This window comes from Microbacterium gorillae (genome assembly GCF_000826185.2).
GTDB classification, from domain to species: Bacteria; Actinomycetota; Actinomycetes; order Actinomycetales; family Microbacteriaceae; genus Microbacterium; species Microbacterium gorillae.
In genome coordinates this window covers 25,398-51,102 of the sequence record NZ_LN648874.1, presented here as the reverse complement: position 1 = coordinate 51,102, position 25,705 = coordinate 25,398, and the positions used below count along the sequence as shown (strand labels likewise).

Here is a 25,705-nt window from a genome sequence, read left to right as displayed (position 1 = left end):
GGAAGTAAAACTCCTTGAGTGATCACTTGCTCGGCGTGCGAGAACGCGCCGACCGGATGCTTCGGGCAGCAGCAGTGACGCCGAGCACTACCAGGATACCAGGCAAAGTCACAGCGATGAGCGGGACGGTCCCGTAGAGGATCGAGTCCCGCGACGGCAGCAACGGTGTCCCGCCGTTCAGCGGCGGGTCTGCGGCCGGCAGCGGCTCGATCTCGACAGGCGCGACGGACTGCCCCGGTGTGGGCGTCGGCGCGGCCGCTCGGCGATAGAGCTTGACCCAGTCCTTCAGCGAGCCCATCGGGTTCTCATCCACCGAAGCGATCCCGGTCGCATTGACCGCGGCATTCGCATCGACGAGTCCGTGTCCGTACAGCGCCTGCGTCAGGTTGCCGCCGCCGGTGACGGGCTTCGCCGTGACGAGGATGCGGTTGATCACGTTGTTCGCATCGAGGTCCGGGTGCGCGGCGCGGACGAGCGCGACGATTCCGGCGACGATCGGGGCGGCACCGCTGGTTCCGTCCCAGGAGATCACCTTGCCGTCCTTGTCGACCCCGCGCAGGTCCTCACTCGGAGCGGCCACGCCGATTGTGATGCCCTGCGTGGAGGAGCGCTCGCTCGCGACTCCCTTCGGGTCAACGCCGGCGACCGTGAGCACGCCCGGAATGGTCGCCGGGGCGCCCACCGACTTCGTCCCGCTCCCCCGATTTCCGGCCGCCACGACGACGACCACGTCGTGGTCGAACGCGTACTGGAACGCATCGTCCCACGACTGATCCCAGGTCAGGGTGTTCGTCGTGAAGGACAGGTTGATGACCGTCGCACCGTGATCGACGGCCCACTTCATCGCCTCCGCGATCTGCTTGGTGATCGGCACGCTCGCCGCCGCACCGAGGCTCGTCGAGATCGCGAGCACATCCGCCTCCGGGGCCACGCCGATCATGCCGGTGTCCGGGCCGGTCCCCCGACCGACCGCCACCGAGGCGACCAGGGTGCCGTGATTGATGTCCTTCACTCCGACCGGCGTTCGCCCGTCGGGCGCACCGACACCGGAGAAGTCCGTGCCGTCCGCGACGGCGCCGTCGAGTTCGGGCACGTGGGCGACGCCGGTGTCGATCACGGCGATCCGCTGCCCGGCGCCCTTGGTCGTCTTCCACGCCTCCTCGATGCCGTAGTCCTTCAACCAGTACTCCGCCAGCCGCACCGGATCTCCGGTGGGCGTGGGACTCGGGGATGCGCTCGGGGTGGGCGCCGACACCGCGGGTACGGCCAGGGCGGCGGGAGCGGCGGCGGGCAGCACCAGGCTGCCGGCGACCAGCGCCAGCAGCACAGCGGCCGCCCGTCGGATCATGCCGCTCGGCCGGGATCCGCGCAGACGCAACGATCCGGCGACCAGCTCGCTCGTTCCAGAGCGAGGTCACCGAAGGGGTTCACCCCGGGCCCCGCGGCGAGCGCGTGCGCGGCCACGGCGTGCAGGCACTTCACGCGCGTCGGCATGCCGCCGGAGGAGATGCCCTCGATCTCCGGCACCGCACCGAACTGCGCCCGATCGGCCAGGAACGCCTCGTGCGCGCCGCGATACCGTTCCGCGAGGTCCTCGTCCTCTGCCAGCATCGTGGTGAACTCCGCCATGACGCCCTCGGCCTCGAGCTGGGACATGGCGATCGTCGCGCCCGGGTGGGTCAGGTAGTAGAAGGTCGGGAACGGCGAACCGTCCGCCAGGCGCGGCGCGGTGCTGACCACCGTCGGGTTGCCGCACACGCATCGTGCGGCGATGCCGACCACATCCCGGACGGGCCGCCCGAGCTGCTCGCTCATGACCTCGAGGTCGACGGGGCGGACGGGGGCGAAGGGCGGGGTGGTCACCGCTCCAGGCTACCGGTCACTCGCTGGGCGACGGCTTCGGGGCCGGGGTCGATCCCGTCTGCTCGGGAACCGCCGTCTTGGCCAACCCGGAATCGGTGACCGTACGCAACAGGTTGGCCATCCAGTCGCCGTCGGCCTGCTGGACGGTGTCGCTGACGGGCTTCTGCTCCGCCGGCTGCTTCGCGGGGTCGCGGTCGTCGACGACCAGGAAGACGACCTCGCCCGGCTCGACGTAGTACAGCCGCTCGCGGGCCTGCGTGGTGATGTAGGCCTTGTCGTGCCAGCGATCGCGCTCCGCGGACAGCTCATCGACCCGGGACTGCGCGACCTGCACGGCGTTCTGCAACGAGACGATCCGCTGCCGCTGGTCGATGAACGTGGCGATCGTCGGCACCAGCACGAGGACGGCCACGAGCACCAGCCCGAGCATGATCATCATGAAGGCGGACAGACGGATGCCGCCGAGCCACTCGCGGACGTCCACGGCCCGTGCACCACCGGGTCCGCGGGTGGTTCGCCGCGAAGCCGTCGCGCGAGCTTCCGCGGTGCGGCTTTTGGGGGCGTCGGGCGCGGCGGACAGCAGAGAGGGGAGATCCGGACGTTTGGCCATGATCTCCCCTCTCGGACGTTTACTGCAGGTCAGCCCTGGTATCGCGGGAACGCGGAGCGGCCGGCGAACACGGCCGCCTCACCCAGTTCCTCTTCGATGCGCAGAAGCTGATTGTACTTCGCGACGCGGTCCGACCGAGCAGGCGCACCGGACTTGATCTGGCCGCAGTTCGTCGCCACCGCGAGGTCGGCGATCGTGGTGTCCTCGGTCTCACCGGAGCGGTGCGAGAGCATCGCCGTGTAACCCGAACGCTGCGCCAGCGACACCGCGTCCAGCGTCTCGGTGAGCGTGCCGATCTGGTTGACCTTGACCAGCAGCGAGTTGGCGACGCCCTTCTTGATGCCGTCGGCGAGGCGCTTGGGGTTCGTTACGAACAGGTCGTCCCCGACCAGCTGGACCTTCGAGCCGAGCGCGTCAGTGAGCGCCTTCCAGCCGTCCCAGTCGTCCTCAGCCAGGCCGTCCTCGATCGAGACCAGCGGGTAGTTCGCGACGAGCTCGCCGTAGTACGCGATGAGCTCGTCGGAGGTCAGCTTCTTGCCCTCGAACGCGTAGGTACCGTCGGAGTAGAACTCGGTTGAAGCGACGTCCAGGCCTACGGCGATGTCCGTCCCCGGCTTGAAGCCGGCCTTCTCGATCGCCGCCATCAGGAAGTCCAGCGCACCGCGGTTGCTGGGCAGGTCGGGGGCGAAGCCTCCCTCGTCACCGAGACCGGTCGCGTAGCCGCCAGCCTTCAGCTCGCTCTTGAGCACGTGGTAGGTCTCGGCACCCCAGCGCAGGGCGTCGGCGAACGTGTCCGCACCGTGCGGGACGAGGAAGAACTCCTGCATGTCCACACCCGTGTCGGCGTGCGCGCCACCGTTGATGACGTTCAGCAGTGGAACGGGCAGCACGTGCGCGTTCGGACCGCCGAGGTAGCGGAACAGGGGCAGGTCGGCGGAATCCGCAGCGGCCTTGGCGACCGCGAGGCTGACGCCGAGGATGGCGTTCGCGCCGACGCGCTTCTTGTTCTCGGTGCCGTCCGTGGCGTTGAGGATCTCATCGACGATGCGCTGCTCGCTGGCATCGATGCCCTCAACGGCCGGGCCGAGTTCGTCAAGCACGGCGTCGACGGCCTTCAGCACGCCCTTACCGCCGTAGCGGGACTTGTCGCCGTCGCGGAGCTCGTACGCCTCGAATGCACCGGTGGACGCACCGGAGGGGACGGCTGCGCGCTGGACGATGCCGTCCTCGAGCAGAACCTCCACCTCAACGGTCGGGTTGCCGCGGGAGTCCAGGATCTCGCGTGCGCCTACAGCCTCGATCAATGCCACGTGGGTACTCCTTCATCGTGGGAAAGGGTTGGGTGGAGCGTCGTCGGTCCGTCGCCAGTCTAGTGAGTAGGACCGGCCGCCATCACCGTCGGAGACGTCAAGAACGGGTGATCCTCGCCAGCGCGAAACCATCCCAGCCCTTCAGGCCGACGGTCTGCATCGCGGTTGCGTCGAAGCGCGGGTCCTCGGCGAGCATGCGCAGCGCGGCGATCGTGCCCTGGACCTTCGTGTCCGTGGTGTCGGCGTTCGTGATCTCGCCATCGCGGCCGATGTTGTCCAGGACCACCACGGTTCCGGTACGTCCGAGCCGGGCGGCCCAGTCGAGGTACAGCGTGTTGGACTCCTTGTCGGCGTCGATGAAGACGAGATCGAACGGGTCCTCATCCACGAGCGTCGGCAGGACGTCCTCGCCCCGGCCGATGCGGATGTCCACGCGTTCACCGACCCCGGCGGCGTCGATGCTCGATCGAGCGACCGCGGCGTTGTCCGCCTCCGCCTCGACCGTGACCACATGCCCACCCGGGCCGACCGCGCGGGCGAGTTGGATCGTGGAGTACCCGCCCAGCGTGCCGATCTCCAGCACCCGGCGGGCGCCGGAGATCCGGACCAGCAGCTGCAGCAGCTTGCCCGCCACCGGAGCGACCTCGATCTCGGGCAGCCCCGCCGCGTGCTGCGCCGCGAGCGCCCGGTCGAGGTCCCGATCCTCGCCGACGAACAGGTCGGCGAGGAAATCGTCAACGCGGGCCCAGGCGTCCGGTGTCGAAGCGGTCATGGTCCCAGCCTGACGACCGGACGCCCCCCGATCAATGGGGTGCCGTGGCGACCGGTGGCCGAATCGGTTCCGGTGAGACGGGACTCGGCGCGGACGCCTCGACCCAGCGCATCTGCCGCGTCACAGTGAGGATCACGGCGACGATGACGAACACGATGACGCCGGACGCACCGAGGGTCGACATGAGGGCCGGATCCGCGGGCAGCGCCGTGGACGCGAGCAGGAGCGGCAATCGGGCGATCGCGTTGAGCGTGCCATGCGCGAGCACGCCGGGCCAGATCGACCCGCTGCGCATCCGCAGCCAGCCGAGCCAGGTACCAGTCGCCATGCAGCCGAGCACCATCAGGCCGAGGCCCGCGAGGTTCGGCCGGTTGAAGTTGTAACCGAGCAGGATCACCGGCGCGTGCCAGAGGCCCCAGATGGCACCGGAGAGCAGCAGCGACGGCCAGGTGCCGAGCGGCCGCAGCGCGGGCAACAGGAAACCGCGCCAGCCGGTCTCCTCACCGACGGTGAGGAACGAGTTGATCACCGCGCCGATGGGCACGTTGACCAGTTGCAGCACGGCCAGCAGCGCCAGCGGCGGCAACGGGGTGCCCTTCGGCACCGCGGAGGTGATCGAGACCGCGAACGCGGAGTGGTCCACGTCGATGTGCAGCCATCCGAACGCGACCGCCACTCCCATCGCGACCAGGGCGAGAACCATCGTCCCGAACAAGCCGATCGCCAGCATGGTGAGGAACCGCCCCACGGGCCGCAGCGGCCACCATCCCAACGCACGCAGCCGCGGGCGTCCCGGCACCTTCATCACCGCGCTGACGATGAACGTCGCGATCAGCGGCGTGAACATCATCGCGCTCGCCATCACCGTGAAGAACGGGTTCTGCAGTCCCCCGCTCAGCCATGCCGGCAGCATCACCAGCCACGCCAGGCCGAACGAGATCAGGACGAACAGCCCGACCGCCCCCCACCGCACGTGCTCCCTCGACCCGGACCACCCGTCCGCGATCGGTGTCATCTCAGTCATGATCTTCCCCATTCCTCACGCCGGCCCCACGTCGGCGAAGTGCATCCAGGACGGCGGCGGCACGCTCCGCGTCGTCCACGGTGACGACCAGCGAACGCCCGGAACGACGCCGCACCTCCAGCGCCTCTCCCCCGCGCAGGACGACGCCCGTGCGCCCGCCACCGGCAAAGCGGACTCCCCAGCCGCCGAAGTCCGCCATCGGGTAGACCTCCGTAGCCGCGACCTCAGACATGTCCTGCAGCGGAATGCGGAACACGGGCCAACCGACGAGCGCCCGCACGGTCAGGCCCCGCGCGTCCACGGTGACGCGGAAGGCGAGCGTCGTCGTCGCCATCACGGCGATCAGCACCGCCAGTCCGGCCGGGATCCACGCGGTCGACGTTCCACTGACCGCGATCGAGATCGCCGCCACCACCGAAACGATGACCGCGATGCCGAGGCCGATCAGTCCACTGCGACTGATCCACACCGTCCGCGTCCACACCGCACGCGCCTGCTCCGGCAGAGTGAGCGTGTCCGAGACCGCCTCCGCCGCGGGCGCCGGCGCCACCTTCGGCTGCGCGAACCAGGCCCCGGCGAACACCACGACGGCGACGATTGCGCCCAGCAGCAGTTCCCAACCGGGATCACGCACGTCATGCGCGTCCGGGACACCCCGCTGAATGGCGACGCTGGCGGTCAGGCCGATCGCGAGGAACACCACGACGGCCGGCGCGCTCGCGCCGAGGAATCGCGCCGCCCAACCCCATCGACCGCGGCCGGAGACGATCAGAACCGGCAACGCCAGCAGCAGCACGAGACCGACGGTCACCCCGCCCATCATCGCCGGGTACGTCCACGCCGGGCCGAACCCGTCCGGGGCGCCGGAGGTGCCGGACCAGTGCGTCGCGGCCGGGGACGGGAGGTCCGGCAGCCACTGCAGCTGCAGGATCGTCGCGACGAACCCGACCAGCAGCGGCAGCGCGACGCCCACCAGGACGAACGCGGTGCGCGCGCGAGTCACCTCCGGACGGGTGACGATGTCGATGGCGTTCATCGTGCGGCCTCCTTGACCAGGGACGTCAGAGTGTCGACGTCGATGTGCAGCGCCGCGGCCTTCGCGACGAGGGTGGTGATCTCGTGATTCAGTTCGCTCAGCGCGCCGGCGGCGGCGCTCACCGATGCCCCGCGGCCCCGGCGCATCTCCACCAGTCCCTCGTCACGGAGGTCCTGGTAGGCACGTAGCACGGTGTGCAGGTTGACGTCGAGCGAGGTCGCGAGGTCCCGCGCCGGCGGCAACCGGTCACCGGGGCGCAGGCGCTCCTCGGCCATCTCCAGCCGCACGGCGGACGCCACCTGTGCGAACAGGGGTTCCTCCCGCGTGGGGTCGATCGTCACGAACATGGGATGATTCTAGATCAACTAGAACAACTAGGGAACTGTACAAACGCTTTGCATCTCGCCTGGCGATGCTGAGACTGGAGGGATGCGTATGACTCCCCGCCTGCTCGGCTTCGGCATGAGCGCCTGGTTCCCGAATCTGTTCTCCGGCATCCGGGTGCGCTACTCCCCCGATTGGACGACCGCCACCTCACGACTGTCCGTCAATCCCCTCACGCGCAACTACGTCAAGACCGCGTTCGGCGGGTCCATGTCGGCGATGACCGACCCGTACTTCTTCATGCTGGTCCGGCACCAGATCGGCTCGGACTTCGTGGTCTGGGACACCCGGGGCGAGATCGAATTCGTCAAACCCGGACGCGGCACGCTCACCGCCGTGCACACGGTGACGCCGGAGCGCGTGGCGGCGATCCGCGAGCGCGCGCACGGCGGCGCCAAGGTCCTGGAGTGGTTCGACGTCGACATCACCGATGCATCCGGCGACGTGGTGGCGCACGTCCGCCGCGAGGTCTACGTCCGCGAGAAGCGCCGCGTGACCCAGTCCCGCCCCGCCTGACCCCGCGAAACACCCAAGCACGTCCGAGACACCCCGCGACGCGGGAGGTTTCGGACGTGCTTGGGTGTTTCGCGGCTATGCGAGGGGCTTGAGCTCCATGGAGGCGCGGGGGGTGCCGGCGGAGACCAGGGCGAAGCGGCCGTAACCGTCCGCGTGCGCACGCTCGAGCAGGGCCTTGAGATTCTTCGTGCGCTGCTCCAGACGGACGCGGACGCCCTCGGCGACGAACGAGGTCTTCAGTGCGACGAGCTCGGACACCGGGACGTCCTTGTCGTGCACCAGGACGACGGAGTCCGACGTGTCAGCGGCGGACTCCTCCAGGAGATCCACGATGCGCTCGAAGCCGATCGAGAAGCCGACGGCCGGCACGTCCTGACCGAGGAAGCGGCCGATCATGCCGTCGTAGCGGCCGCCACCGGCCAGCGAGTAGCCGACGCTCGGGTGGGCGAGCTCGAAGATCGTGCCGGTGTAGTAGCCCATGCCGCGCACGAGGAACGGATCGAACTCGAACGGCACGTCCTCGCGTCCGGCCCCGACCGCCTCGGCGATCGCGAGCAGGTCGGACACCGCGTCCGCGCCGACGCCGGCAGGCAGCACCGACTCGATGCCCTCGCGCGTGAAGGCCCCGGCCGGCTGCAGCGCCGTCAGGTACGTCTCGAACGCGTCCACGGCCGCGGGCGTCACACCGCGCTCGCGGAGCTCGGCCGCGACCCCGGACGGACCGATCTTGTCCAACTTGTCGATCGTGATCAGGACGCCCGGGCGCTCCTCCGGCGTGAAGCCGAAGTGATCCAGCAGGGCGTCCAGGATGCGGCGGTCGTTGATGCGCACGGAGACGCCGGACAGCCCGAGCGCGTCGATCGTGTCGAGGGTCGCGGTGATGAGCTCCGCTTCGGCGCGGAACGTCGCGTCGCCGATGATGTCGATGTCGCTCTGGATGAACTGCCGGTAGCGACCTTTCTGCGGACGCTCCGCGCGCCACACCGGCGCCATCTGCACGGCACGGAAGACGGTCGGCAGCTCCGCGCGGTGTGTGGCGTAGAACCGGGCGAGCGGCACGGTCAGGTCGAAGCGCAGACCGAGGTCGCTGAGCGCGGCCGGGTCCTCCGCCGCAGCGCGGACGTCGTCCGGTGCCAGCCCGCGCTTGAGGACGTTGAAGGCCAGCTTCTCGTTGTCGCCACCCATGCCGGAGTGCAGCCGAGCGTGGTCCTCCATCACCGGCGTCTCGATCTCGTCGAACCCGTGCGCACGGTAGCGCTCGCGAATGACCGCGAGCACGCGCTCGCGACGGGACTTCTCGGCGGGGAGGAAATCGCGCATTCCGCGCGGCGGGTTCACAGCAGGCACCGGACCATTCTTCCACTTCGGCCCGACCGGCTCAGCGCGTGGCGGACTCCGCGTCCCGGACCTCCGCGGCGAGCGTCCGCACCCGGGCGCGCAGGGCCCGCTCGGCGTCCCAACCGTTCGCGGCGGCGGCGGACACGAGGGCCAGCAGCGCGTCGCCCAGCTCGGCCTCGGACGCCGGCGCCGCGGCGGGCGCGGTCACGCCGACCTTCGCGGCCTTGCCGATGACCTTCTGAGCGAGGGCGAGCGCGGGCATGCCCATCGCGACACCGTCCAGCACGCTCGTGCGCGTGCGCTTCTCCGCCGCCTTCGCCGCGTTCCAGTGCACGAGCACCTCCTCCGGCGTCCGTGCGATCTCGCCGGCGAACACGTGCGGGTGGCGGCGGATCATCTTGTCCGCGAGGTCTCCGGCGACGTCGTCGATCGTGAACGGATCGTCCTCGCGGGCGGCGATCTCGGCGTGGAACAGCACCTGCCAGAGCAGGTCGCCGAGCTCCTCGCGGAGGTCGGCACGGGTGCCGGACTCGACCGCCTCGATGACCTCGTGGCTCTCCTCGATCAGGTACGGGATCAGGTCCTCATGCGTGATCTGCTGCGTCCACACGCAGCGATCCCGGACCTCGCGCATCACCTCGGCCGCACGGGTCAGTCCGTCCGGCGTCTCCGTCTCGCTCATGTCTCGACGCTACCGGCCTCGGCCCTGCGCCAGTGGCGGGCGCGCACGGCTACCGCGGTCGACCCCAGCAGCATCGCGATCGTGGAGGCCAGCAGCACGGCGATCGTCACCTCGGCGCCGGCCTCGTGGTCCGCACCGAACGCCAGTTCACCGAGCAGCAGCGACACCGTGAACCCGATGCCGCCGAGGAGCGCGGCGGCGATGAGGTCCGGCAGCGCGAGTCGAGCGTTCGCCGTGGTCCCGAGCAGGCGTTGCGCGAGCCAGCCGGCCGCGACGATGCCGAGCAGCTTTCCGACCGGCAGCGCGAGCAGGACTCCCCAGAACGCCGGAGTGAGTTCGTCCGCGGCCACCTGCGGGATCACCACGGCGGCTGCGGCGAAGGCGAACAGCGGCAGCACGACGGCGTTCACGGCCGGCTCCAGCGCGTGCGCCAGCCGGTCGCCCGCGCGCGGCCCCATCGTGAGCCCGAGCGCGACCCCGGCGATCGTGGCGTGCACACCGCTCTGCAGCACGGCGGCCCAGGTCGCCAGGCCGATCGCGGCGAGCGCCAGACCCCACGGCACGCGCATCGCGGACGACGGACGAAGCCGACTCAGGACACCGAAGCCCACCACCAGGACGACGGCGACGATCAGCGCCACGACGTTCACATCCGTCGTGAACAGCACGGCGATGAACACGATGCCGACGATGTCATCGAGGATCGCGAGGGCCAGCAGGAACACCCGGACGGACCCCGGCAAACCACGGCCGAACACGGCGACCACGCCGAGTGCGAAGGCGATGTCCGTCGCGGTCGGAATCGGCCAGCCGCGGGCGTACTCGGTCCCGCCGGCGACGAGGAGATACAGCGCGATCGGCACGAGCACGCCCCCGACGGCCGCGATCGCCGGGACAAGAGCCTCCCGCGGCCGGGTCAAACGTCCGACGGTCAACTCGTGCCGGAGCTCGATCGCCGCGGTGAGGAAGAACACCGCCAGCAGCCCGTCCGAGATCCAGTGCCGGATCGACAGGTCGAACGCGGTCCCACGGGGACCGAGGTGCGTGTCCAAGAACCCCGCCAGCGCAGCGCCGGACGGAGCATTGCTCAGGGCGAGCCCCAGCGCCGCGGCGATCAGCAGCACGACGGCGGGAAAACGGGCGGAACGGAGCAGTTTCATGCGGTCCTCGGTCGACGGACACGAGGCCCTTCGCCCCGCGGTCGACCAGACTTCCCGACACACCAGTGGCCCGAGCGGGCCGAGAGCAGTCTACCGAAGCGTCACACGTCGTGACGGTGCGCTCTGTCACACATCGTGACGGTGGTGATGCTGTCGACGTCCGTGCCGCTCCAGGGTCACCGGCTTGTCGTCGCGGTGCCGAGCCAGCGAGTGGCCGTACCGCTCGGTGACCTGCACCATGAGATCTGGCGTGGTGCGGTCCACGCCGAACACGAACCCCGGGAAATCCAATTCCCGCTGCGCCGCGGCGATCTGCTCGTGCTCGTGCGGGGGCAGGATCTGGACGGGATCGCCGATCGCGACCCAGCCGATCGGGACGACGGAGTCGTCCGGGAGCGTCGTGCGCAAGTGCACGACCGCATTGATGCGAACCTCCGAGCGCGCCCCGATGCGCGCCCCGTTGAACACGCGCGTTCCGGTGGCGAGGAACACCTCGTCCTCGATCGTCGCGCCACTCACCGAAGCACCCGGACCGATCAGCACGTGATCGCCGATGTGGACCGGCGCGCTCGCGACGGCGCGGATGACGGCGTTCTCCATGATGATCGCGTTCTCGCCGATCGTGATCGCACCGCCCTCGGCGGTGATGACCGCGCCGTGCAGCACGCGGCAACCGGCGCCGAGCGTCACATCGCCGGAGATGATCGCACTGGGTGCGACCACCGCGTCCGGGTGGATGTGCGGGACGTGTCCGTCGTGTTCGTACTCCATGGGCTCACGCTACCGGGCACCGTGCGCCCGGCACAGCCCTCAGGACTGCGGCGCAGGCTCCGCCACCGGGAGCGGGAACAGCGCGGTGAACAGCTGCTGCACCCACGCGATCAGATCGGCGTCCTCGAGGGGTTCTCCCCCGGCCTTCGGCAACGGCACCACGAGGGCCTCGCCGCCGGCGACGATCTTCGCGCCCGGGTACAGCCGCTGCATCCGAACCTTCAGCGAGTCCGCCAGACGCGCTGGCGCGACGCGCAGGTTCGACCCCATCGCGACGACGTCGGAGAGCCCGGACTGCGCGGCGCGGCGGCGCAGGCGGGCGACCGCGATGAGTCCCTCGGCCTCCGGCGGCAGGGCACCGTAGCGGTCGACGAGCTCCTCGATGACGAGGTCGATCGTCTCGTCCTTCGCGGTGACCGCGGTGGCGGCGGACAGCTTCTGGTACGCCTCCAGCCGCAGCCGCTCGCTGTCGATGTAGTCCTCCGGCAGGCGTGCGTCCACCGGCAGTTCCAGGCGCAGCTCGGTGGGACCCTCGGTCTCTTCGCCGCGGAAGGTGGCGACGGCCTCGCCGATCATCCGCAGGTACAGGTCGAAGCCGACGCCGGCGATGTGGCCGGCCTGCTCCGCACCGAGGAGGTTGCCCGCGCCGCGCAGCTCCAGGTCCTTCAGCGCGACCTGCATACCCGAGCCGAGATCGTTGTTCACCGCGATGGTCTGCAGCCGGTCCGCGGCGGTCTCGGACAGCGGCTTGCCGTCGTCGTAGACGAAGTACGCGTAGGCACGCTCGCGACCACGACCGACGCGCCCGCGGAGCTGGTGCAGCTGGGACAGACCGTACTTGTCGGCGCGGTCGATGATGATCGTGTTGGCGTTGGAGATGTCCAGACCGGTCTCGATGATCGTCGTCGAGACGAGGACGTCGAACTTCTTCTCCCAGAAGTCGTCGACGACCTGCTCCAGCTGGTGCTCCCCCATCTGCCCGTGGGCGACGGCGATGCGCGCCTCCGGCACCAGCTCGGCGAGCTGGGCGGCCACGCGCTGGATCGACTGCGCGCGGTTGTGGACGAAGAAGACCTGCCCCTCGCGCAGCAGTTCGCGCCGGATCGCGGCGGCGATCTGCTTGTCGTTGCGCGGTCCGACGAACGACAGGATCGGGTGCCGGTCCTCGGGCGGGGTGGCGAGGGTGGACATCTCGCGGATGCCGGTGACGGCCATCTCCAGCGTCCGCGGGATCGGTGTCGCGCTCATCGCGAGGATGTCGACGTTCGTCTTGAGCTTCTTCAGCGCGTCCTTGTGCTCGACGCCGAAGCGCTGCTCCTCGTCGATGATCATCAGGCCGAGGTCCTTGAAGATCACCTTCTCGGTGAGGATGCGGTGCGTGCCGATGACCATGTCCACGGTGCCGTCCAGGAGCCCGGCCAGGACCTCGCGGGCCTGCTTGTCCGTCTGGAAACGCGAGAGCGGCTTGACCTTGACCGGGAAGCCGGCGAAGCGCTCGGTGAACGTCTCCAGGTGCTGTTTGACCAGCAGGGTCGTCGGCACGAGCATGGCGACCTGCTTGCCGTCCTGGATCGCCTTGAACGCGGCGCGGACGGCGACCTCGGTCTTGCCGAAACCGACGTCGCCGGACAGCAGCCGGTCCATCGGGATCGGCCGTTCCATGTCCGCCTTGATCTCATCGATCGTCTGCAGCTGGTCCGGTGTCTCGGCGAACGGGAACGCCTCCTCCAGCTCGCGCTGCCACGGGGTGTCCGGACCGAACGAGTGCCCCTTCGCGGCCATGCGCGCGGAGTACAGCTTGACCAGTTCCACGGCGATGTCGCGGACGGCCTTGCGGGCGCGACCCTTCGCCTGGGACCAGTCGCTGCCGCCCATCTTCGACAGCGTCGGGGCCTCACCGCCGACGTAGCGGCTGAGCAGGTCGAGCTGATCGGTGGGCACGTAGAGCTTGTCACCCGGGTAGCCGCGCTTGGACGGCGCGTACTCCAACACCAGGTAGTCGCGCAGGCTCTTCTGCGCGTTCCGCCCACCGGTGGACACCTCGCGCTGGGTCATCTCGACGAACCGGCCGATGCCGTGGGTGGCGTGCACGACGTGGTCGCCGGGCTTCAGCTGCAGCGGGTCCACGACGTTCTTGCGCCGGGAGGCGAGCTTCTTCACCGCCTGCGATCCACCGATGGTGCGCCCGTAGAACTCGCTCTCCGTGAACACCGCGAACTTCGCGTCGGCGGCGAGGAAGCCGCTCTCCAGCGACGCACGCACGACGGTCGCGACGCCCGGTTCCGGAACCGTGTCCAGCGCGTCCACGATGCGCGCGGCGAATCCGCGCTCGGACAGCACGTCGCGCGCCCGCTCGACCAGGCCCTGCCCGGCGGCGGCGACCACGACGGCCCAGCCCCGCCCGAGGAGGTCTCCGATGTAGCTGGTCGCACCCTCGACGTTGCCCTGGAATGAGGGCACGGCCGAGGCCGGCACCCGCACGTCGTCGGCATCCTCGGCATCGCCCGGATCGAACGGGCTGAGCGTCCACCACACGTCGCCGCGCGCGCGTGTCCGGCTACGCAGGTCCGCGACCGTGAGGAAGTCACCGGCGCCGAGGTCCACCGGGGCGTCCGCACCGCCGGTGGCCGCGCTCCACGCCGCCTCCAGGAACTCGCGGTTGGTCTCACCGAGCGTCACCGCGCGCGCGGAGGAGCGCGCGGGGTCAAGAAGAGCGACGGCCGCGCCCTCGGGAAGTTCGTCGATGAGGGTGACCAGCGGACCGGCGACGGCCGGGGTGAGCGATTCCATCCCCTCCACCGGGATGCCCTCGGCCATCTTCGTCAGCATCGCGCGGATGCCCGGGAACTGCGGAGCCAGCTCCGCGGCGCGCTCGCGCACGGCCTCCGTGAGCAGCAGTTCCCGGCTCGGCAGGAGCGCGACGCCGTCCACCTCACCGGGCAGTGATCGCTGATCGGCGACGGCGAACGCGCGGATCTGGTCCACCTCGTCGCCGAAGAACTCGATGCGGTACGGGTGATCGGCCACGGGCGGGAAGACGTCCAGGATGCCACCGCGGACCGCGAACTCACCTCGCCGGGACACCATGTCCACCCGCGCGTACGCCAGCTCGATGAGCCGGGCGACGACCTGGTCCAGGTCATGGCCGCGGCTGCCGACGGCGAGGTCGACCGGCTCCACCGCGCCGAGTCCGGGAGCGATCGGCTGCAGCGCGGCGCGGACCGACGCCGTCACGACGAGCGGGCGGGAATCATCGCGCCGGTAGAGGCGGCGCAGCACCTCGAGGCGCTGGCCGACGGTCGCCGCGCTCGGGCTGAGCCGCTCATGCGGCAGGGTCTCCCATGCCGGGAAAGTGAGGACCTCGGCGTCCGGAACGAGGTCCTGCAGCGCGGCGCCGAGTGCATCCGCCCGGTGTCCGGTCGGCGTGATCGCCAGCAGCGCGCGCGGGCGACCCACGGCGACGCGACGGTTCATCAGCGCGGCCAGCGCCGGAGCGTCGAGCCCGTCGACGAGAGAGAAGGTGGTGTCGGCGACGGCTGAGTCCCGCAGCGACTCGAAGGAGTCATCGTTCAGGAGGACGCGCACGATGCCGGTCGAAGTCACCGAACGAGTCTACGCGGACCCACCGACACGCGGCCTCCTAGGATGGTCGCGTGAGCACACCGCAGGTACCCGAGCCGCAGGCATCCGGACACCCGGCCGCCGCCCCGTCCGACGCCGCTGCCCAGCCGCCGGCGGCCCCACCGACGCCCGTCTCCGGCGCCACACCTCCGTCGTACGGTGCGACACCGCCCGCGTACGGGACGACACCCGCGTACGGGACGACACCGGCGTACGGCGCCGCTCCGGCGTACGGGACGATGCCGGCGTCCGGCGCGGTCCCACCCGCCGGGATCGGATCGCCGTACGGGAGCACACCGAACCCCGCGTACGGCACCGGCGCATACGCCACGCCGTCCCCCGTGGCACTGCAGCCGGGCTACGGATACCCGGGCGCGGCGACGACCCCGCAGCCCCCGGGCTACGTCTCCCCCTGGGCACCGCAGGTGCAGTCACAGTACGGGCAGGCACTCGTCAACCCGCTCGCAGAGCGGCCCAAGACGCTCGGCCGTGTCGCGTTCTGGCTGGGCCTGATCGCGGCGCTGGTGGCCCCGCTCGTGACGTCCTTCGTCGCGGCACCGCTCGGTGCAGCGTGGCGCACGGCCGTGAAAACCGGTCAGGACCCCTCCGCGGACCTGAGCTGGCTCGCCCCGGTGGCGACGCAGGAGCTCGTGGCCGAAAGCGCGTTCTGGGTCGGGACCGTGTGCGGCATCGCCGCGATCATCCTCGGCATCGCCGCGATCGCACAGCGACGTGGACGCGGCTGGGGTGGATGGGCGCTGGCTCTGAGCATCCTCGGCCCGGCGATCTACGGCGGCGTTCTCGTCCTGTTCGCCGTGATCGGCTTCGCGACGCCCTGACAAAGAGCTGCGCAGGTCAGTCCCGCGGCGCGTGAAAGCGTTGCTGCGCGGCCGTGAGGCCGTCCGCGACGATCGCTTCGACGGCGTCCGCGCCGTCACCGAGGAGTACCCCGAGGGCGTCCCGCTGCGACGCGGCGAAGGGTGCCAGCACCCAGTCGGCGGGGTCCTGGCGTCCGGGCGGCCGACCGATGCCGACGCGGACGCGCGGGAAGTCGGGGGTCCCCAGCGCCTTGGCCACATCGCGGATGCCGTTGTGCCCGCCGTGGCCGCCGCCGGTCTTGAGCTTGATGGTGTCGAACGGGATGTCGAGTTCGTCGTGCACGACGATGATGTGCTCCGGCTCGATGCGGTAGAACTTCGCCAGCGACGACACCGGACCGCCGGAGACGTTCATGAACGAATTCGGCTTCGCGAGGATGAGTTTGTCCGCACCGGGACGCAGCCACGTCTCGGCCACACGGGCCCCGGCCTTGTGCGCGGCGAAGCGCTCCCTGCGGCGCTCAGCGAGCTCGTCGATGACCATCTGACCGATGTTGTGCCGCGTCGCGGCGTACTGCGGGCCGGGATTTCCCAGTCCCACCACGAGCCAGGTCTGCGCCATGTCGTCCGTCTCCTCGATCTCGTCGGATACGACACGAGGGGGCGCGCAGTGCGCACCCCCTCGTGGGAAATCCGGGAATTACTCCGCGGCGGCTTCCTCGGACTGCTCCTCGGCCACCTCGGCGTCGCCCTCGGCGATCTCCTCCTCAGCCTCTTCGGTCTCGGTCGGGATGCTGACGGCGATGACGAGCGTCTCCGGGTCGGCCGCGAGGGTCGCACCCTTCGGCAGCTTCAGGTCGGCGGCGGTGATGCGGGCGCCGTCCTCCAGGCCCTCGATGTCGACCTCGATGTGCTCCGGGATGTGCGTGGCCTCGACCTCGAGCGCGATGGTGGTCGCGTCCAGGTTGGCGAGGGTACCGGGAGCGGACTCACCGACGACCGACACCGGGATGTCGACCTGGATCTTCTCGCCCTTCTTCACGACGAGGAGGTCGATGTGCTCGATGATCTGGCGCACCGGGTCCTTCTGCACGTCCTTGACCAGCGCGAGCTGGGCCTTGCCGGCGATGTCGATGTTCAGCAGCGCGTTGGCGCGGCGGATCAGCAGGCCGACCTGGTGGCCCGGCAGCGCGACGTGCTGCGGGTCGGTGCCGTGACCGTAGATGACGGCCGGGATCTGGCCGGCGGCGCGCAAGCGACGGGCGTAGCCCTTGCCGAAGTTCTCGCGAAGCTCCGCGACGACCTTGTTGTCCTCAGACATGTGGTTCTCCTTGGTACGCACACACGTGTGAAGCACGTGCGGTGGTCTGTGATTGTCGACTCGGCCGCAACGCGTGAGGCGTGCCGCAAGGGCCACTTCACCGCGTCGATCACGGACGCGACACGCGTCCCTCGCCGAGGTCGATTCACCATCCTACCCGACGACCGGGTAGCGTTGAACCACCCGCAACCCGCCAGCCCTTGGGAGGACCCCTTCATGGACGCCGCATTCGCCTCGCACGTCATCCTCTGGATCATCGGAGCGATGACGTTGTGCGCCATCGTGACCTCCTTCGGCGCCCTGTTCTCGATGGGCCGTTCCTCGTACCACAAGGACTGACCGAACGCTCCCGACGGGGCACGACCGCGGCGCGGTCGTGCCCCGTCGTCGTTGTTCCCGGGACCTCTGTCACGCGATGCCGAGGCCGGAATCACCGCGCTACGCTGAGCAGAACACCCGCGCGTCCGAGGAGTATCGCCATGCCTGAAGCCATCGCCAACATCGGAGTCGTCGGACTCGCCGTGATGGGGTCCAATCTCGCGCGCAACCTGGCTTCCCGCGAGGGCAACACGGTCGCCGTGTTCAACCGCAGTCGCTCGAAGACCGACGAGCTGCTGGCCGCCCACCCCGAGGCCGAGTTCGTCCCCGCGTTCTCCTACGAGGAGTTCGCCGTCGCACTGCAGCGGCCGCGCACCGCCGTGATCATGGTCAAGGCCGGCGCACCCACCGACGCGGTCATCGAGTCGCTGCTGGAGGTCTTCGAGCCGGGCGACATCATCGTGGACGGGGGCAACGCCCTGTTCACCGACACCATCCGTCGCGAAAAGGCCGTCCGCGAGACCGGTGTGAACTTCGTCGGCATGGGCGTGTCCGGTGGCGAGGAGGGCGCGCTGAAGGGCCCGTCGCTGATGCCCGGTGGCTCTGACGAGTCCTGGATCACGCTCGGCCCGATCCTCCGCTCGATCGCTGCGGTCGCCGAGGGTGAGCCGTGCGTCACGCACGTCGGACACGACGGCGCCGGACACTTCGTCAAGATGGTTCACAACGGCATCGAGTACGCCGACATGCAGCTGATCGCGGAGGCCTACGACCTCATCCGGCGCGGCACCGGCAAGACGCCCGCCGAGATCGCCGACGTTTTCGCCGAGTGGAACCGCGGCGAGCTGGAGAGCTACCTCATCGAGATCACCGCCGAGGTGCTCCGTCAGGTCGATGCGGAAACCGGCAAGCCGCTCGTGGACGTCATCGTCGACGAGGCCGGTGCGAAGGGCACCGGCGCTTGGACCGTCCAGACCGCGCTGAACCTCGGCACGCCGGTGTCCGGAATCGCGGAGGCGACCTTCGCCCGCTCCCTGTCCTCGCACCGCGAGCAGCGCGACGTGTCCGGTGACCTGCCGTCGTCCGCGGAGCCGCTGCGGGTGGAGGACGTCGACGTCTTCATCGAGAACGTGCGCCTGGCGCTGTACGCGTCGAAGATCGTCGCCTATTCGCAGGGATTCGACGAGATCCGCGCGGGTGCGGCCGAGTACGGCTGGGACATCAACCTGGGCGACATCGCGAAGATCTGGCGGGGCGGCTGCATCATCCGCGCCCAGTTCCTGAACCGCATCACCGAGGCCTACGCCGTGGACCCGGACCTCGCGGTCCTGATGACGGCGCCGTACTTCGTCGAGGTGCACGAGCGTGCGCAGGGCTCCTGGCGGCGCGTGGTGGTCGACTCGGCCACCTCGGGCATTCCGGCTCCCGCGTTCTCCTCGTCGCTGGCTTACTACGACGGCCTGCGCGCCGAGCGTCTGCCCGCCGCCCTGATCCAGGGTCAGCGCGACTTCTTCGGTGCGCACACGTACCGCCGCATCGACAAGCCCGGCTCGTTCCACACGCTGTGGTCCGGTGACCGCTCCGAGGTCGAGGCCGAAGACACCCACTGACCCCTCCGGAAGGCCCGGACGCACGAGCGTCCGGGCCTTCCGCGTTCGTGGGCCGCGCCGTACCGTGGGCTCATGCTGCTCATCGGCTCCATCGTCATCCGCGTGACGGACCTCGCCCGGCAGCTCGCGTTCTGGTCCGGAGCGCTGGGATACGTCCCGCGCGAGCCGGTCGAAGACGACTTCGTCGTGCTCACTGACCCGGCCGGGCGCGGGCCGAACGTGTCGCTGGACGTGATGCGCTCCGAGCGCGTGCTGCCGCCGCGCATCCACCTGGACCTGTACGCGACCGACCAGCCCGCAGAGGTGGCGCGGCTGGTGTCCCTCGGTGCCCGCACGGTGGCGTGGCCCGGCCGTCCGGACGACGCGGACTACGTCATCCTCGAGGACCCGGAGGGCAACCGGTTCTGCGTCATCGACGCCGCGGACTGGTCCGGCTGGCGAGTGCGTCCGGAGGGCGCTCAGAGCCAGTCGTGACGGCGGAAGACCCAGTACAGCCCGCCGGAGACGGCCACCATGAGGGCGATGGCGTACGGGTACCCCCACTGCCAGGACAGCTCGGGCATCAGGTGGAAGTTCATGCCGTAGATCCCGGCGATCAGCGACGGGGCGAACCCGATGGCGGCCCAGGAGGAGATCTTCTTCACCTGATCGTTCTGCTTGATCGAGATCTCCGTCATGCGCTGGACCTCGAGGTTGCTGCGCTCTCCGACGAGGGTCGAGTGGACGGTGAGCGCGTTATCCAGCGCGTCGCGAAGACCCTGCACGCGACGCTGGACATGCTCGGCGGCGTCCGCGCTCGCCCGGAAGCGCGCCACGAGCGCCTCTCCCACGTCCGGTGCCACGTCATCGGCGAGCTGATCCAGCATCTGCGCGACCGGCTCGGTGGCGTGCTGCAGCCGGATGAGTTCCCGCTGCAGGGTGAAGATCCGACGCGAGACATCCGTGACGTCGTCCTGTTCGAACAGCTGCTCGACGATCTGGTCGACGTTCTCCTCCACGCCCGTGATGACCGGCGCGTAGGCATCCAGCACGCTGGAGCAGATCGCCCACAGCACCCCGATGGAACTGCCCTGGGCCGACGGATGGAGCTGGAGAACCTCCGTCGTTCGCGACAGATCGACCCACGCGTCTCCGCGCAGAGTCACGATCGCGTCCGCGGAGACGACGACGCCGAGACTGGACAGCTCCACACTCTGCTGATCATCGCGGTAGCGCGCCGGCAGCATCACGACGACGGTCTGCCCGCCGGTTCGTTCCATTCGCGCACGCTTGCGCGTGTGGCGCAGGATGTCCCCGAGGGCGGTGCGCCACCCGAGCGCCTGCCCGATCTCGGAGATGCTGCGGTCATCGTCCAACAGCGCGTCGAACCACGCCACCCCGTTGCCGGACGCGGCGGCGCTCAACGCCACCGCGTAATCGTCCGCCTGTTCGAAGCGCCCGTCGGCCAGCACCCGGATCTCGGTCATGCCGCCACCCTAGACATCGCGGCGCCGCGGACGGGAACGGCCCGCCCCCGCGCCCGCCACCGGGGGCGCCGGCGGGCGCGTCCCCGCCCCCCCGCCGGGGGGGGCCGGCCCCCCCCCCCCCCCCGCGCCGGGCGCGGGGGGGGGGGCGGGCGCCCCCCCCCCCGCCGCCCGCCGCCCGCCCCCCGCGCCGCCCGCCGCCCCCCCGCCGCCCCACGCCGGGCGGCGGGGGCGGCGCCCCCCCCCCCCGGCGCCCCGGGCCCCGGGCCGCCGGGCGGGCCGTTCCCGGGCCTCAGTGCGTGGTGTCCCGGACCACCCCGTCCTGCAGCCGCAGGCGACGGGTGGCGCGGCGAGCGACCGCGGAATCGTGCGTGACGACGACCAGCGTCAGTCCCTCGGCGTGCAGACGCTGCAGCAGATCGAGGATCTCGTCGCGCATCCCCTCATCGAGATTGCCGGTCGGCTCGTCGGCCAGCAGCACGCGCGGCGACGACACGATGGCCCGCGCGATCGCCACACGCTGCTGCTGACCGCCGGACAGCTCGCTCGGCAGATGGTCGGCCCGGTCCGCGAGCCCGACATGCTCGAGTGCTTCCCGGGCCCGCCGGGTGCGCTCCGGTGCCGGCAGCGGCTGGGGTTCCAGCGCCATCTCCACGTTCTCCAGGGCGGTCAGGGTCGGGATCAGGTTGAATCCCTGGAACACGAACCCGATCTCGTGCGCGCGGATCTCGGTGAGGCGCCGTGAGCTCGCGCCGGCGATCTCAGCACCGGCGAGGTGGATCTGCCCGGTCGTCGGTCGATCCAGCGCTCCCAGCAGCTGCAGCAGCGTCGATTTCCCCCCGCCGGTGGGTCCCTGGATGGCGACGAATTCGCCGGCGCCGATCTCCAGATCGGTCGGCTGCAGCGCCCGGATCTCACGCCCCTTCTGCCGGTAGGTCCGACTCACCCCGAGCAGGCGGAACATCGGCTCCGGCAGGTTCGGCGCGAGCGTGTCGGGCACGGTCTCGGTGATGCTCATGTTCTTCTCCTCGAATCAGTTGACGGCGCGGAGCGCTTCGGCCGGGCTGAGGCGGGCGGCGCGCCAGCCGCCGAAGGCGCCGGCCACCAGGCCGCCGAGCACCGCGAGACCCACGGCGGCGAGAATCACCCAGACCGTCACCGGTGCGGACAGCGTGATCGCGCTCGTCGCCGCGGCGATCGGATTCCGACCGCCGAAGCCACCCCCTGGGCCCGCTCCTCGGTCACCGGAGGCGGAGATCGTCGGCGAGATGATGTTGATCGCCAGGATCGCCCCGAGCCCGATCACGATGCCGATCACACCGCCCAGCAGACCCTGCACGAGCGACTCGCCGGCAACCTGCGAGACCACGCGGCCATTGGACCAGCCGATGGCTTTGAGCGTGCCGAACTCTCGGGTGCGTCGAGTGACGCCGCCGATCGTGAGCAGGACGGCCAGCAGCAGTGCGACGGCCAGCACGATGATCGACAGCCACAGTCCGAGGTTGGTGATCAACGCGGTCGCGCTGTTCAGCGATCCGGACACGGATGCGGCGAGCTGGGACTGCGCGCTCACCGTGGCGTCCGGCAGCGCCTTCTCCAGTGCCGTCTGCACCGTGGCGATCTGGCCGGAGGACGCCGCCTTCACGTACACCGTGGAGACCACATCGCCGGAGCTGGAGAGCTTCTGCGCGACGTCGAGCGGGATGTAGACGCTGGCCGCGGTCTCGGCGCTCGAGGATGCCGAGGACACGACGCCGACGATGGTCATATCGGTGCCGGCCACGGAGATGGTCCCGTTCAGGCTCAGGTCGTTGGATGCCGCGTAGGTTGCGTCCACGACGGCGACGTCCTTCCCCGCGTCCGCCGCGGTGAGCAGTCGCCCGTCGGTCAGCGTGACGGCGGTCATCGGACCGACATCGCTGACCGCGGGGTCCAGACCCATCACGGAGAACGCGGTGATGCCGAAGCTCGACCCGCCGGCGCCGTCCGAGCCCCCCTGAGGTGCCGAACCGCCCGGAGCCGCCGCATCGCCCTGGGGCGCGGTGCCGCCGCCGGAGGACCCGCCGGAGTTTGAGCCGTCGGTGCCGCGTGCCCGGTCGGGCAGCTGGCCGGAGAAGGTGGAGTCAGTCAGACTCAGCGTTCCGGTCGCCGAGGAGACGCCCGCGGTGGCCGCGACCGTGGACACCGTGGTGGCGTCGAGCGTCCCGCGCATGCGGTCCGTCGTCAGTCGCGCCGCACTCACGTTCGTGGTGCCGTCCTTGGTGGTGCCCGCGCCGGATCCGAAATCGAAGCGCTGACCCTGATCACCATCGGTCGGCTTCGCCGCCTGACCCGTGACCGTCAGGTCGGTCCCGACCCCGTACACCGACTGCAGCGTCTGCGCCTGGGCGACACCGACGCCTGCGGAAAGCGAATTGACGACCATGACGAGGGCGATCGCGATCGCGAGCCCGACCGCGACGATGATCGTCTGCTTCTTGCGCCCGCTCAGCTCGCGGCGCAGATATGTGAAATACATCTCGCTCCTCTCGCGTCCCTCATCGACGCTTGCCCCGAAGCTAGGCACCGAGTCGATGGCACAGCCTTGGTTCAGGTATCAAACGGCTGTGTCCGCAGGCGTCCGAACTTTCGCACGCAGACGTCTCCACACCGGCTCACAGGAAGCCCATAAGCTATGCCATAGGAATCGCATAGCGCGCGGATCACAATGGGGTCATGGCACACACCCCCTCCCCCGCACTGACCCGCCCTGACGGGTCTCCGGTCCGCGTCGCCGTCGTCGACGACGAACAGATGCTCACCGACCTGCTCTCCATGGCTCTGCGCATGGAGGGTTGGGACGTCAAGGCTGCCGCGTCCGGCTTCGAAGCCCTGACTCTCGCCCGTGATTTCACCCCGGACGCCATGGTGCTCGACATCATGATGCCGGACCTCGACGGCATGGCCGTCCTGCAGCGACTGCGGCAGGCGGGCAACGACGTGCCGGTGCTCTTCCTCACCGCCAAAGACGCCGTCGGCGATCGCGTCGCCGGGCTCACCGCGGGTGGGGATGACTACGTCACCAAGCCGTTCAGCCTGGAGGAGGTCGTCGCGCGTCTGCGTGCCCTGATGCGTCGCTCCGGCACCGCACTGTCCGCCGAGGAGGAGCCGATCCTCCGAGTCGCGGACCTCAGCCTCAACGAGGACAGCCACGAGGTCGAGCGCAACGGTGTCGAGATCGAGCTGACCGCGACCGAATTCGAACTCCTCCGCTTCCTCATGCGCAACCAGCGCCGGGTGGTGTCCAAAGCGCAGATCCTCGACCGCGTGTGGAACTACGACTTCGGCGGCCGGTCCTCCGTCGTCGAGCTCTACATCTCGTACCTGCGCAAGAAGATCGACGCCGGCCAGGTCGAGCCGCTGATCCACACCGTGCGCGGTGTGGGGTACATGATCAAGGCACCCCAGTGACCGATGCTCCCGTCGCCGCGGAGACTTCCGCCGCCCCGGCGGGAGAGGTCTCCCCGCGTCGCCGTTCACGATGGACGCTGCAGACGCGCCTGCTCGTCACGATCCTCGGCATCGTGTCGGTGCTGCTCGTCCTGGTCGCGGTGGCCATGACCGTGGCCCTGCGCGGGACGCTGAACGAGCAGCTGAGCGATCAGGTGCAGGGCGAAGCGATCCGCAACGGCAACGCCGTCGAGGCGCTGCGCATCCGGGGCCTGACCGACCCGTCCGAGGTGCTGAGCGCGCTGCACGTGTCGGCGCAGGGCCTGCTGATTCTGCCCACCGCCACGAGCACGACCGACACCTCTCTCCCCGGCGCGGTCATCACGGACGACGGTGTGAAGGCCGTTCCCTCGGCCGACATCCAGACGGCATTGGATGACGCGCTGCGCCAGCTGCCCCAGGAGAAGATGCAGAGCGCCACGCTGGACATCCAGATCCGGGACCTCGGCACCTACCGCATCGCGGCGATGGGGCAGGGACCCACTGTGGTCGGCTACATCGGCCTCCCGGTGAGCACGGTGGACGCCGCCATCATCAAGCCGCTGTGGGCCGTTGCGATCGTCACGGTCGCGGGTCTCCTGCTGCTCGGTGTGGCCACCGTGTGGGTGATCCGGTCCGGGCTGCGACCACTGCGTGAAGTGGTGACCACCGCCGAGCACGTCGCGAGTCTGAAGCTGGACCAGGGACAGGTGTCCATCACCGATCGCGTCGCGGACCACGCCATCGACCAGCACTCCGAGATCGGTCGCGTCGGCGCCGCACTGAACACGATGCTCGACCACGTCGACGCGTCGTTGCAGGCCCGCGTGCGCAACGAGGAGCTCATGCGCCGGTTCGTCGCGGACGCCAGCCACGAACTGCGGACGCCCCTGGCTTCCATCCGCGGCTACTCGGAGCTGTCCCTGCGGGCTCCGGACAATCCCGACACGACCGCCAGCGCGCTCGAGCGCATCCAGGCGCAGTCCGTGCGGATGACCAGCCTCGTCGAGGATCTGCTGCTGCTGGCGCGGCTGGACGAGGGTCAGGAGATCGTCCTCGGCGACGTGGACCTCACCCCCCTGCTGATCGACGCCGTCTCCGACGCCCGTGTGGCCGGCCACGACCATCACTGGGAAGTGGATGTCACGGGGGACTCGGTCATGGTCACCGGCGACACCGGGCGCCTGCAGCAGGTGGTCACGAACCTCCTCGCCAACGCCCGCACCCACACTCCGGCCGGAACGCACGTCACCGCACGGCTGACCACCGCCGGGCGCTTCGCCGAAGTGGCCGTGCACGACGACGGTCCGGGCATCGATCCGTCCGTGCAGGACGAACTGTTCGAACGCTTCGCGCGCGCCGACCGTTCCCGCGCGCGCAAGACCGGCGGCACCGGACTCGGGCTGTCCATCGCGGAGGCCATCGCGTCCGCGCACGGCGGGTCCCTGACGGTGCAGAGCGTGCCCGGAGACACGACGTTCACACTGCGCGTACCGCTCGCACCGGTCACCGGCACCGCCGTGGCCCCGCCGCCCGCGGACCAGCACGCCTCGGCCGCGTAGAATCGAACGATGTGCGGCCACCGCCGCACTGATCCGTACCGTCCCGAAAGGACATTTC

Annotated in this window: 25 protein-coding genes; 7 read left to right on the top strand and 18 right to left on the bottom strand. The window is 70.0% G+C overall.

Features of this window, described 5'->3' with window-relative positions:
* Window positions 1-22: 22 nt before the first annotated feature.
* The 8 genes from BN1193_RS06055 to BN1193_RS06020 form a co-directional block, all read right to left on the bottom strand.
* On the bottom strand, window positions 23-1,348 hold the full coding sequence (locus BN1193_RS06055) for a S8 family serine peptidase (protein ID WP_052460497.1): 1,326 nt from the start codon (window positions 1,346-1,348) through the stop codon (window positions 23-25).
* Window positions 1,345-1,863: a DUF501 domain-containing protein gene (locus tag BN1193_RS06050; RefSeq protein WP_040164875.1), complete on the bottom strand. Its 519-nt coding sequence runs from the start codon at window positions 1,861-1,863 to the stop codon at window positions 1,345-1,347. The genes BN1193_RS06055 and BN1193_RS06050 overlap by 4 nt, the downstream gene beginning before the upstream one ends.
* A gap of 16 nt (window positions 1,864-1,879) precedes the next feature.
* Window positions 1,880-2,473 carry a septum formation initiator family protein gene (locus BN1193_RS06045; RefSeq protein ID WP_195907816.1) on the bottom strand — a complete coding sequence of 198 codons (594 nt, stop codon included), beginning with the start codon at window positions 2,471-2,473 and terminating at the stop codon, window positions 1,880-1,882.
* 29 nt (window positions 2,474-2,502) lie between these two features.
* Complete coding sequence (eno, locus tag BN1193_RS06040; RefSeq protein ID WP_040164871.1) at window positions 2,503-3,783, bottom strand: phosphopyruvate hydratase; 1,281 nt, start codon at window positions 3,781-3,783, stop codon at window positions 2,503-2,505.
* 97 nt (window positions 3,784-3,880) lie between these two features.
* Window positions 3,881-4,555, bottom strand: a complete 675-nt coding sequence (locus tag BN1193_RS06035) for an O-methyltransferase (RefSeq protein WP_040164869.1) — start codon at window positions 4,553-4,555, stop codon at window positions 3,881-3,883.
* A 31-nt stretch (window positions 4,556-4,586) separates the two neighbouring features.
* The gene (locus BN1193_RS06030; protein ID WP_230206430.1) at window positions 4,587-5,579 is read right to left on the bottom strand and encodes a CPBP family intramembrane glutamic endopeptidase; all 993 of its coding nucleotides are present in this window, start codon (window positions 5,577-5,579) and stop codon (window positions 4,587-4,589) included.
* Window positions 5,572-6,615: a DUF1648 domain-containing protein gene (locus BN1193_RS06025; RefSeq protein ID WP_052460495.1), complete on the bottom strand. Its 1,044-nt coding sequence runs from the start codon at window positions 6,613-6,615 to the stop codon at window positions 5,572-5,574. The genes BN1193_RS06030 and BN1193_RS06025 overlap by 8 nt, the downstream gene beginning before the upstream one ends.
* On the bottom strand, window positions 6,612-6,962 hold the full coding sequence (locus BN1193_RS06020; RefSeq protein WP_040164867.1) for a GntR family transcriptional regulator: 351 nt from the start codon (window positions 6,960-6,962) through the stop codon (window positions 6,612-6,614). Before BN1193_RS06020 ends, BN1193_RS06025 begins: the two co-directional genes overlap by 4 nt.
* Before the next feature lie 82 nt (window positions 6,963-7,044).
* On the opposite strand from BN1193_RS06020, the gene BN1193_RS06015 reads away from it, so the two are divergent.
* Window positions 7,045-7,515, top strand: coding sequence for a DUF4442 domain-containing protein (locus BN1193_RS06015; protein WP_040164865.1), 471 nt, complete (start codon window positions 7,045-7,047; stop codon window positions 7,513-7,515).
* A gap of 75 nt (window positions 7,516-7,590) precedes the next feature.
* Here the strand turns inward: BN1193_RS06015 and hisS are convergent, their stop codons facing one another.
* From hisS to mfd, 5 genes are all read right to left on the bottom strand, one after another.
* Window positions 7,591-8,835, bottom strand: coding sequence for a histidine--tRNA ligase (gene hisS, locus BN1193_RS06010; RefSeq protein WP_040164863.1), 1,245 nt, complete (start codon window positions 8,833-8,835; stop codon window positions 7,591-7,593).
* 58 nt (window positions 8,836-8,893) lie between these two features.
* Window positions 8,894-9,535, bottom strand: a complete 642-nt coding sequence (locus BN1193_RS06005; protein WP_040164862.1) for a MazG family protein — start codon at window positions 9,533-9,535, stop codon at window positions 8,894-8,896.
* On the bottom strand, window positions 9,532-10,695 hold the full coding sequence (locus BN1193_RS06000; RefSeq protein ID WP_040164860.1) for a Na+/H+ antiporter NhaA: 1,164 nt from the start codon (window positions 10,693-10,695) through the stop codon (window positions 9,532-9,534). The genes BN1193_RS06005 and BN1193_RS06000 overlap by 4 nt, the downstream gene beginning before the upstream one ends.
* 126 nt (window positions 10,696-10,821) lie before the next feature.
* On the bottom strand, window positions 10,822-11,466 hold the full coding sequence (locus BN1193_RS05995) for a gamma carbonic anhydrase family protein (RefSeq protein ID WP_040164858.1): 645 nt from the start codon (window positions 11,464-11,466) through the stop codon (window positions 10,822-10,824).
* Between the two features lie 39 nt (window positions 11,467-11,505).
* Window positions 11,506-15,069: a transcription-repair coupling factor gene (gene mfd / locus BN1193_RS05990; protein WP_195907815.1), complete on the bottom strand. Its 3,564-nt coding sequence runs from the start codon at window positions 15,067-15,069 to the stop codon at window positions 11,506-11,508.
* Between the two features lie 50 nt (window positions 15,070-15,119).
* On the opposite strand from mfd, the gene BN1193_RS18010 reads away from it, so the two are divergent.
* The gene (locus tag BN1193_RS18010; RefSeq protein WP_154670780.1) at window positions 15,120-15,926 is read left to right on the top strand and encodes a hypothetical protein; all 807 of its coding nucleotides are present in this window, start codon (window positions 15,120-15,122) and stop codon (window positions 15,924-15,926) included.
* A gap of 16 nt (window positions 15,927-15,942) precedes the next feature.
* On the opposite strand, the gene pth is transcribed toward BN1193_RS18010, so the two are convergent.
* Both pth and BN1193_RS05970 read right to left on the bottom strand, forming a co-directional pair.
* Window positions 15,943-16,527 carry an aminoacyl-tRNA hydrolase gene (gene pth, locus BN1193_RS05975; protein ID WP_040164856.1) on the bottom strand — a complete coding sequence of 195 codons (585 nt, stop codon included), beginning with the start codon at window positions 16,525-16,527 and terminating at the stop codon, window positions 15,943-15,945.
* Between the two features lie 78 nt (window positions 16,528-16,605).
* Window positions 16,606-17,226, bottom strand: coding sequence for a 50S ribosomal protein L25/general stress protein Ctc (locus BN1193_RS05970; protein ID WP_040164854.1), 621 nt, complete (start codon window positions 17,224-17,226; stop codon window positions 16,606-16,608).
* A gap of 216 nt (window positions 17,227-17,442) precedes the next feature.
* On the opposite strand from BN1193_RS05970, the gene BN1193_RS18410 reads away from it, so the two are divergent.
* The 3 genes from BN1193_RS18410 to BN1193_RS05960 all read left to right on the top strand — a co-directional run bounded on the left by BN1193_RS18410 (window position 17,443) and on the right by BN1193_RS05960 (window position 19,628).
* Entirely contained in the window at window positions 17,443-17,565 is a 123-nt protein-coding gene (locus BN1193_RS18410; RefSeq protein WP_268259554.1) for a hypothetical protein, read from the top strand.
* A 140-nt stretch (window positions 17,566-17,705) separates the two neighbouring features.
* Entirely contained in the window at window positions 17,706-19,154 is a 1,449-nt protein-coding gene (gene gndA, locus BN1193_RS05965) for an NADP-dependent phosphogluconate dehydrogenase (protein WP_040164851.1), read from the top strand.
* A 72-nt stretch (window positions 19,155-19,226) separates the two neighbouring features.
* Entirely contained in the window at window positions 19,227-19,628 is a 402-nt protein-coding gene (locus BN1193_RS05960; RefSeq protein WP_052460492.1) for a VOC family protein, read from the top strand.
* Here BN1193_RS05960 and BN1193_RS05955 read toward each other — a convergent pair.
* From BN1193_RS05955 to BN1193_RS05935, 3 genes are all read right to left on the bottom strand, one after another.
* Entirely contained in the window at window positions 19,613-20,620 is a 1,008-nt protein-coding gene (locus tag BN1193_RS05955; protein WP_052460491.1) for a CorA family divalent cation transporter, read from the bottom strand. The genes BN1193_RS05960 and BN1193_RS05955 overlap by 16 nt on opposite strands.
* Before the next feature lie 289 nt (window positions 20,621-20,909).
* The gene (locus BN1193_RS05940) at window positions 20,910-21,635 is read right to left on the bottom strand and encodes an ABC transporter ATP-binding protein (protein ID WP_230206429.1); all 726 of its coding nucleotides are present in this window, start codon (window positions 21,633-21,635) and stop codon (window positions 20,910-20,912) included.
* A gap of 15 nt (window positions 21,636-21,650) precedes the next feature.
* A complete protein-coding gene (locus tag BN1193_RS05935; RefSeq protein ID WP_040164849.1) occupies window positions 21,651-23,135 on the bottom strand; it encodes an ABC transporter permease in 1,485 nt (494 codons plus the stop codon).
* Window positions 23,136-23,332: 197 nt separating this feature from the next.
* On the opposite strand from BN1193_RS05935, the gene BN1193_RS05930 reads away from it, so the two are divergent.
* Together BN1193_RS05930 and BN1193_RS05925 are read left to right on the top strand one after the other, a co-directional pair.
* Window positions 23,333-24,067 carry a response regulator transcription factor gene (locus BN1193_RS05930; RefSeq protein ID WP_040164847.1) on the top strand — a complete coding sequence of 245 codons (735 nt, stop codon included), beginning with the start codon at window positions 23,333-23,335 and terminating at the stop codon, window positions 24,065-24,067.
* A complete protein-coding gene (locus BN1193_RS05925; protein ID WP_230206428.1) occupies window positions 24,064-25,647 on the top strand; it encodes a sensor histidine kinase in 1,584 nt (527 codons plus the stop codon). Before BN1193_RS05930 ends, BN1193_RS05925 begins: the two co-directional genes overlap by 4 nt.
* Window positions 25,648-25,705 lie beyond the last annotated feature (58 nt).

What these genes read in the sequence shown, in the direction of transcription:
- BN1193_RS06055 (WP_052460497.1), bottom strand. Translation starts at nt 1,348, where the DNA reads ATGATCCGACGGGCGGCCGCTGTGCTGCTGGCGCTGGTCGCCGGCAGC.
- BN1193_RS06045 (WP_195907816.1), bottom strand. Translation starts at nt 2,473, where the DNA reads ATGGCCAAACGTCCGGATCTCCCCTCTCTGCTGTCCGCCGCGCCCGAC.
- BN1193_RS06035 (WP_040164869.1), bottom strand. Translation starts at nt 4,555, where the DNA reads ATGACCGCTTCGACACCGGACGCCTGGGCCCGCGTTGACGATTTCCTC.
- BN1193_RS06030 (WP_230206430.1), bottom strand. Translation starts at nt 5,579, where the DNA reads ATGACTGAGATGACACCGATCGCGGACGGGTGGTCCGGGTCGAGGGAG.
- BN1193_RS06025 (WP_052460495.1), bottom strand. Translation starts at nt 6,615, where the DNA reads ATGAACGCCATCGACATCGTCACCCGTCCGGAGGTGACTCGCGCGCGC.
- BN1193_RS06020 (WP_040164867.1), bottom strand. Translation starts at nt 6,962, where the DNA reads ATGTTCGTGACGATCGACCCCACGCGGGAGGAACCCCTGTTCGCACAG.
- BN1193_RS06015 (WP_040164865.1), top strand. Translation starts at nt 7,045, where the DNA reads ATGCGTATGACTCCCCGCCTGCTCGGCTTCGGCATGAGCGCCTGGTTC.
- hisS (WP_040164863.1), bottom strand. Translation starts at nt 8,835, where the DNA reads ATGCGCGATTTCCTCCCCGCCGAGAAGTCCCGTCGCGAGCGCGTGCTC.
- BN1193_RS06005 (WP_040164862.1), bottom strand. Translation starts at nt 9,535, where the DNA reads ATGAGCGAGACGGAGACGCCGGACGGACTGACCCGTGCGGCCGAGGTG.
- BN1193_RS06000 (WP_040164860.1), bottom strand. Translation starts at nt 10,695, where the DNA reads ATGAAACTGCTCCGTTCCGCCCGTTTTCCCGCCGTCGTGCTGCTGATC.
- BN1193_RS05995 (WP_040164858.1), bottom strand. Translation starts at nt 11,466, where the DNA reads ATGGAGTACGAACACGACGGACACGTCCCGCACATCCACCCGGACGCG.
- pth (WP_040164856.1), bottom strand. Translation starts at nt 16,527, where the DNA reads ATGGCGCAGACCTGGCTCGTGGTGGGACTGGGAAATCCCGGCCCGCAG.
- BN1193_RS05970 (WP_040164854.1), bottom strand. Translation starts at nt 17,226, where the DNA reads ATGTCTGAGGACAACAAGGTCGTCGCGGAGCTTCGCGAGAACTTCGGC.
- BN1193_RS18410 (WP_268259554.1), top strand. Translation starts at nt 17,443, where the DNA reads ATGGACGCCGCATTCGCCTCGCACGTCATCCTCTGGATCATCGGAGCG.
- gndA (WP_040164851.1), top strand. Translation starts at nt 17,706, where the DNA reads ATGCCTGAAGCCATCGCCAACATCGGAGTCGTCGGACTCGCCGTGATG.
- BN1193_RS05960 (WP_052460492.1), top strand. Translation starts at nt 19,227, where the DNA reads ATGCTGCTCATCGGCTCCATCGTCATCCGCGTGACGGACCTCGCCCGG.
- BN1193_RS05955 (WP_052460491.1), bottom strand. Translation starts at nt 20,620, where the DNA reads ATGACCGAGATCCGGGTGCTGGCCGACGGGCGCTTCGAACAGGCGGAC.
- BN1193_RS05940 (WP_230206429.1), bottom strand. Translation starts at nt 21,635, where the DNA reads ATGAGCATCACCGAGACCGTGCCCGACACGCTCGCGCCGAACCTGCCG.
- BN1193_RS05935 (WP_040164849.1), bottom strand. Translation starts at nt 23,135, where the DNA reads ATGTATTTCACATATCTGCGCCGCGAGCTGAGCGGGCGCAAGAAGCAG.
- BN1193_RS05930 (WP_040164847.1), top strand. Translation starts at nt 23,333, where the DNA reads ATGGCACACACCCCCTCCCCCGCACTGACCCGCCCTGACGGGTCTCCG.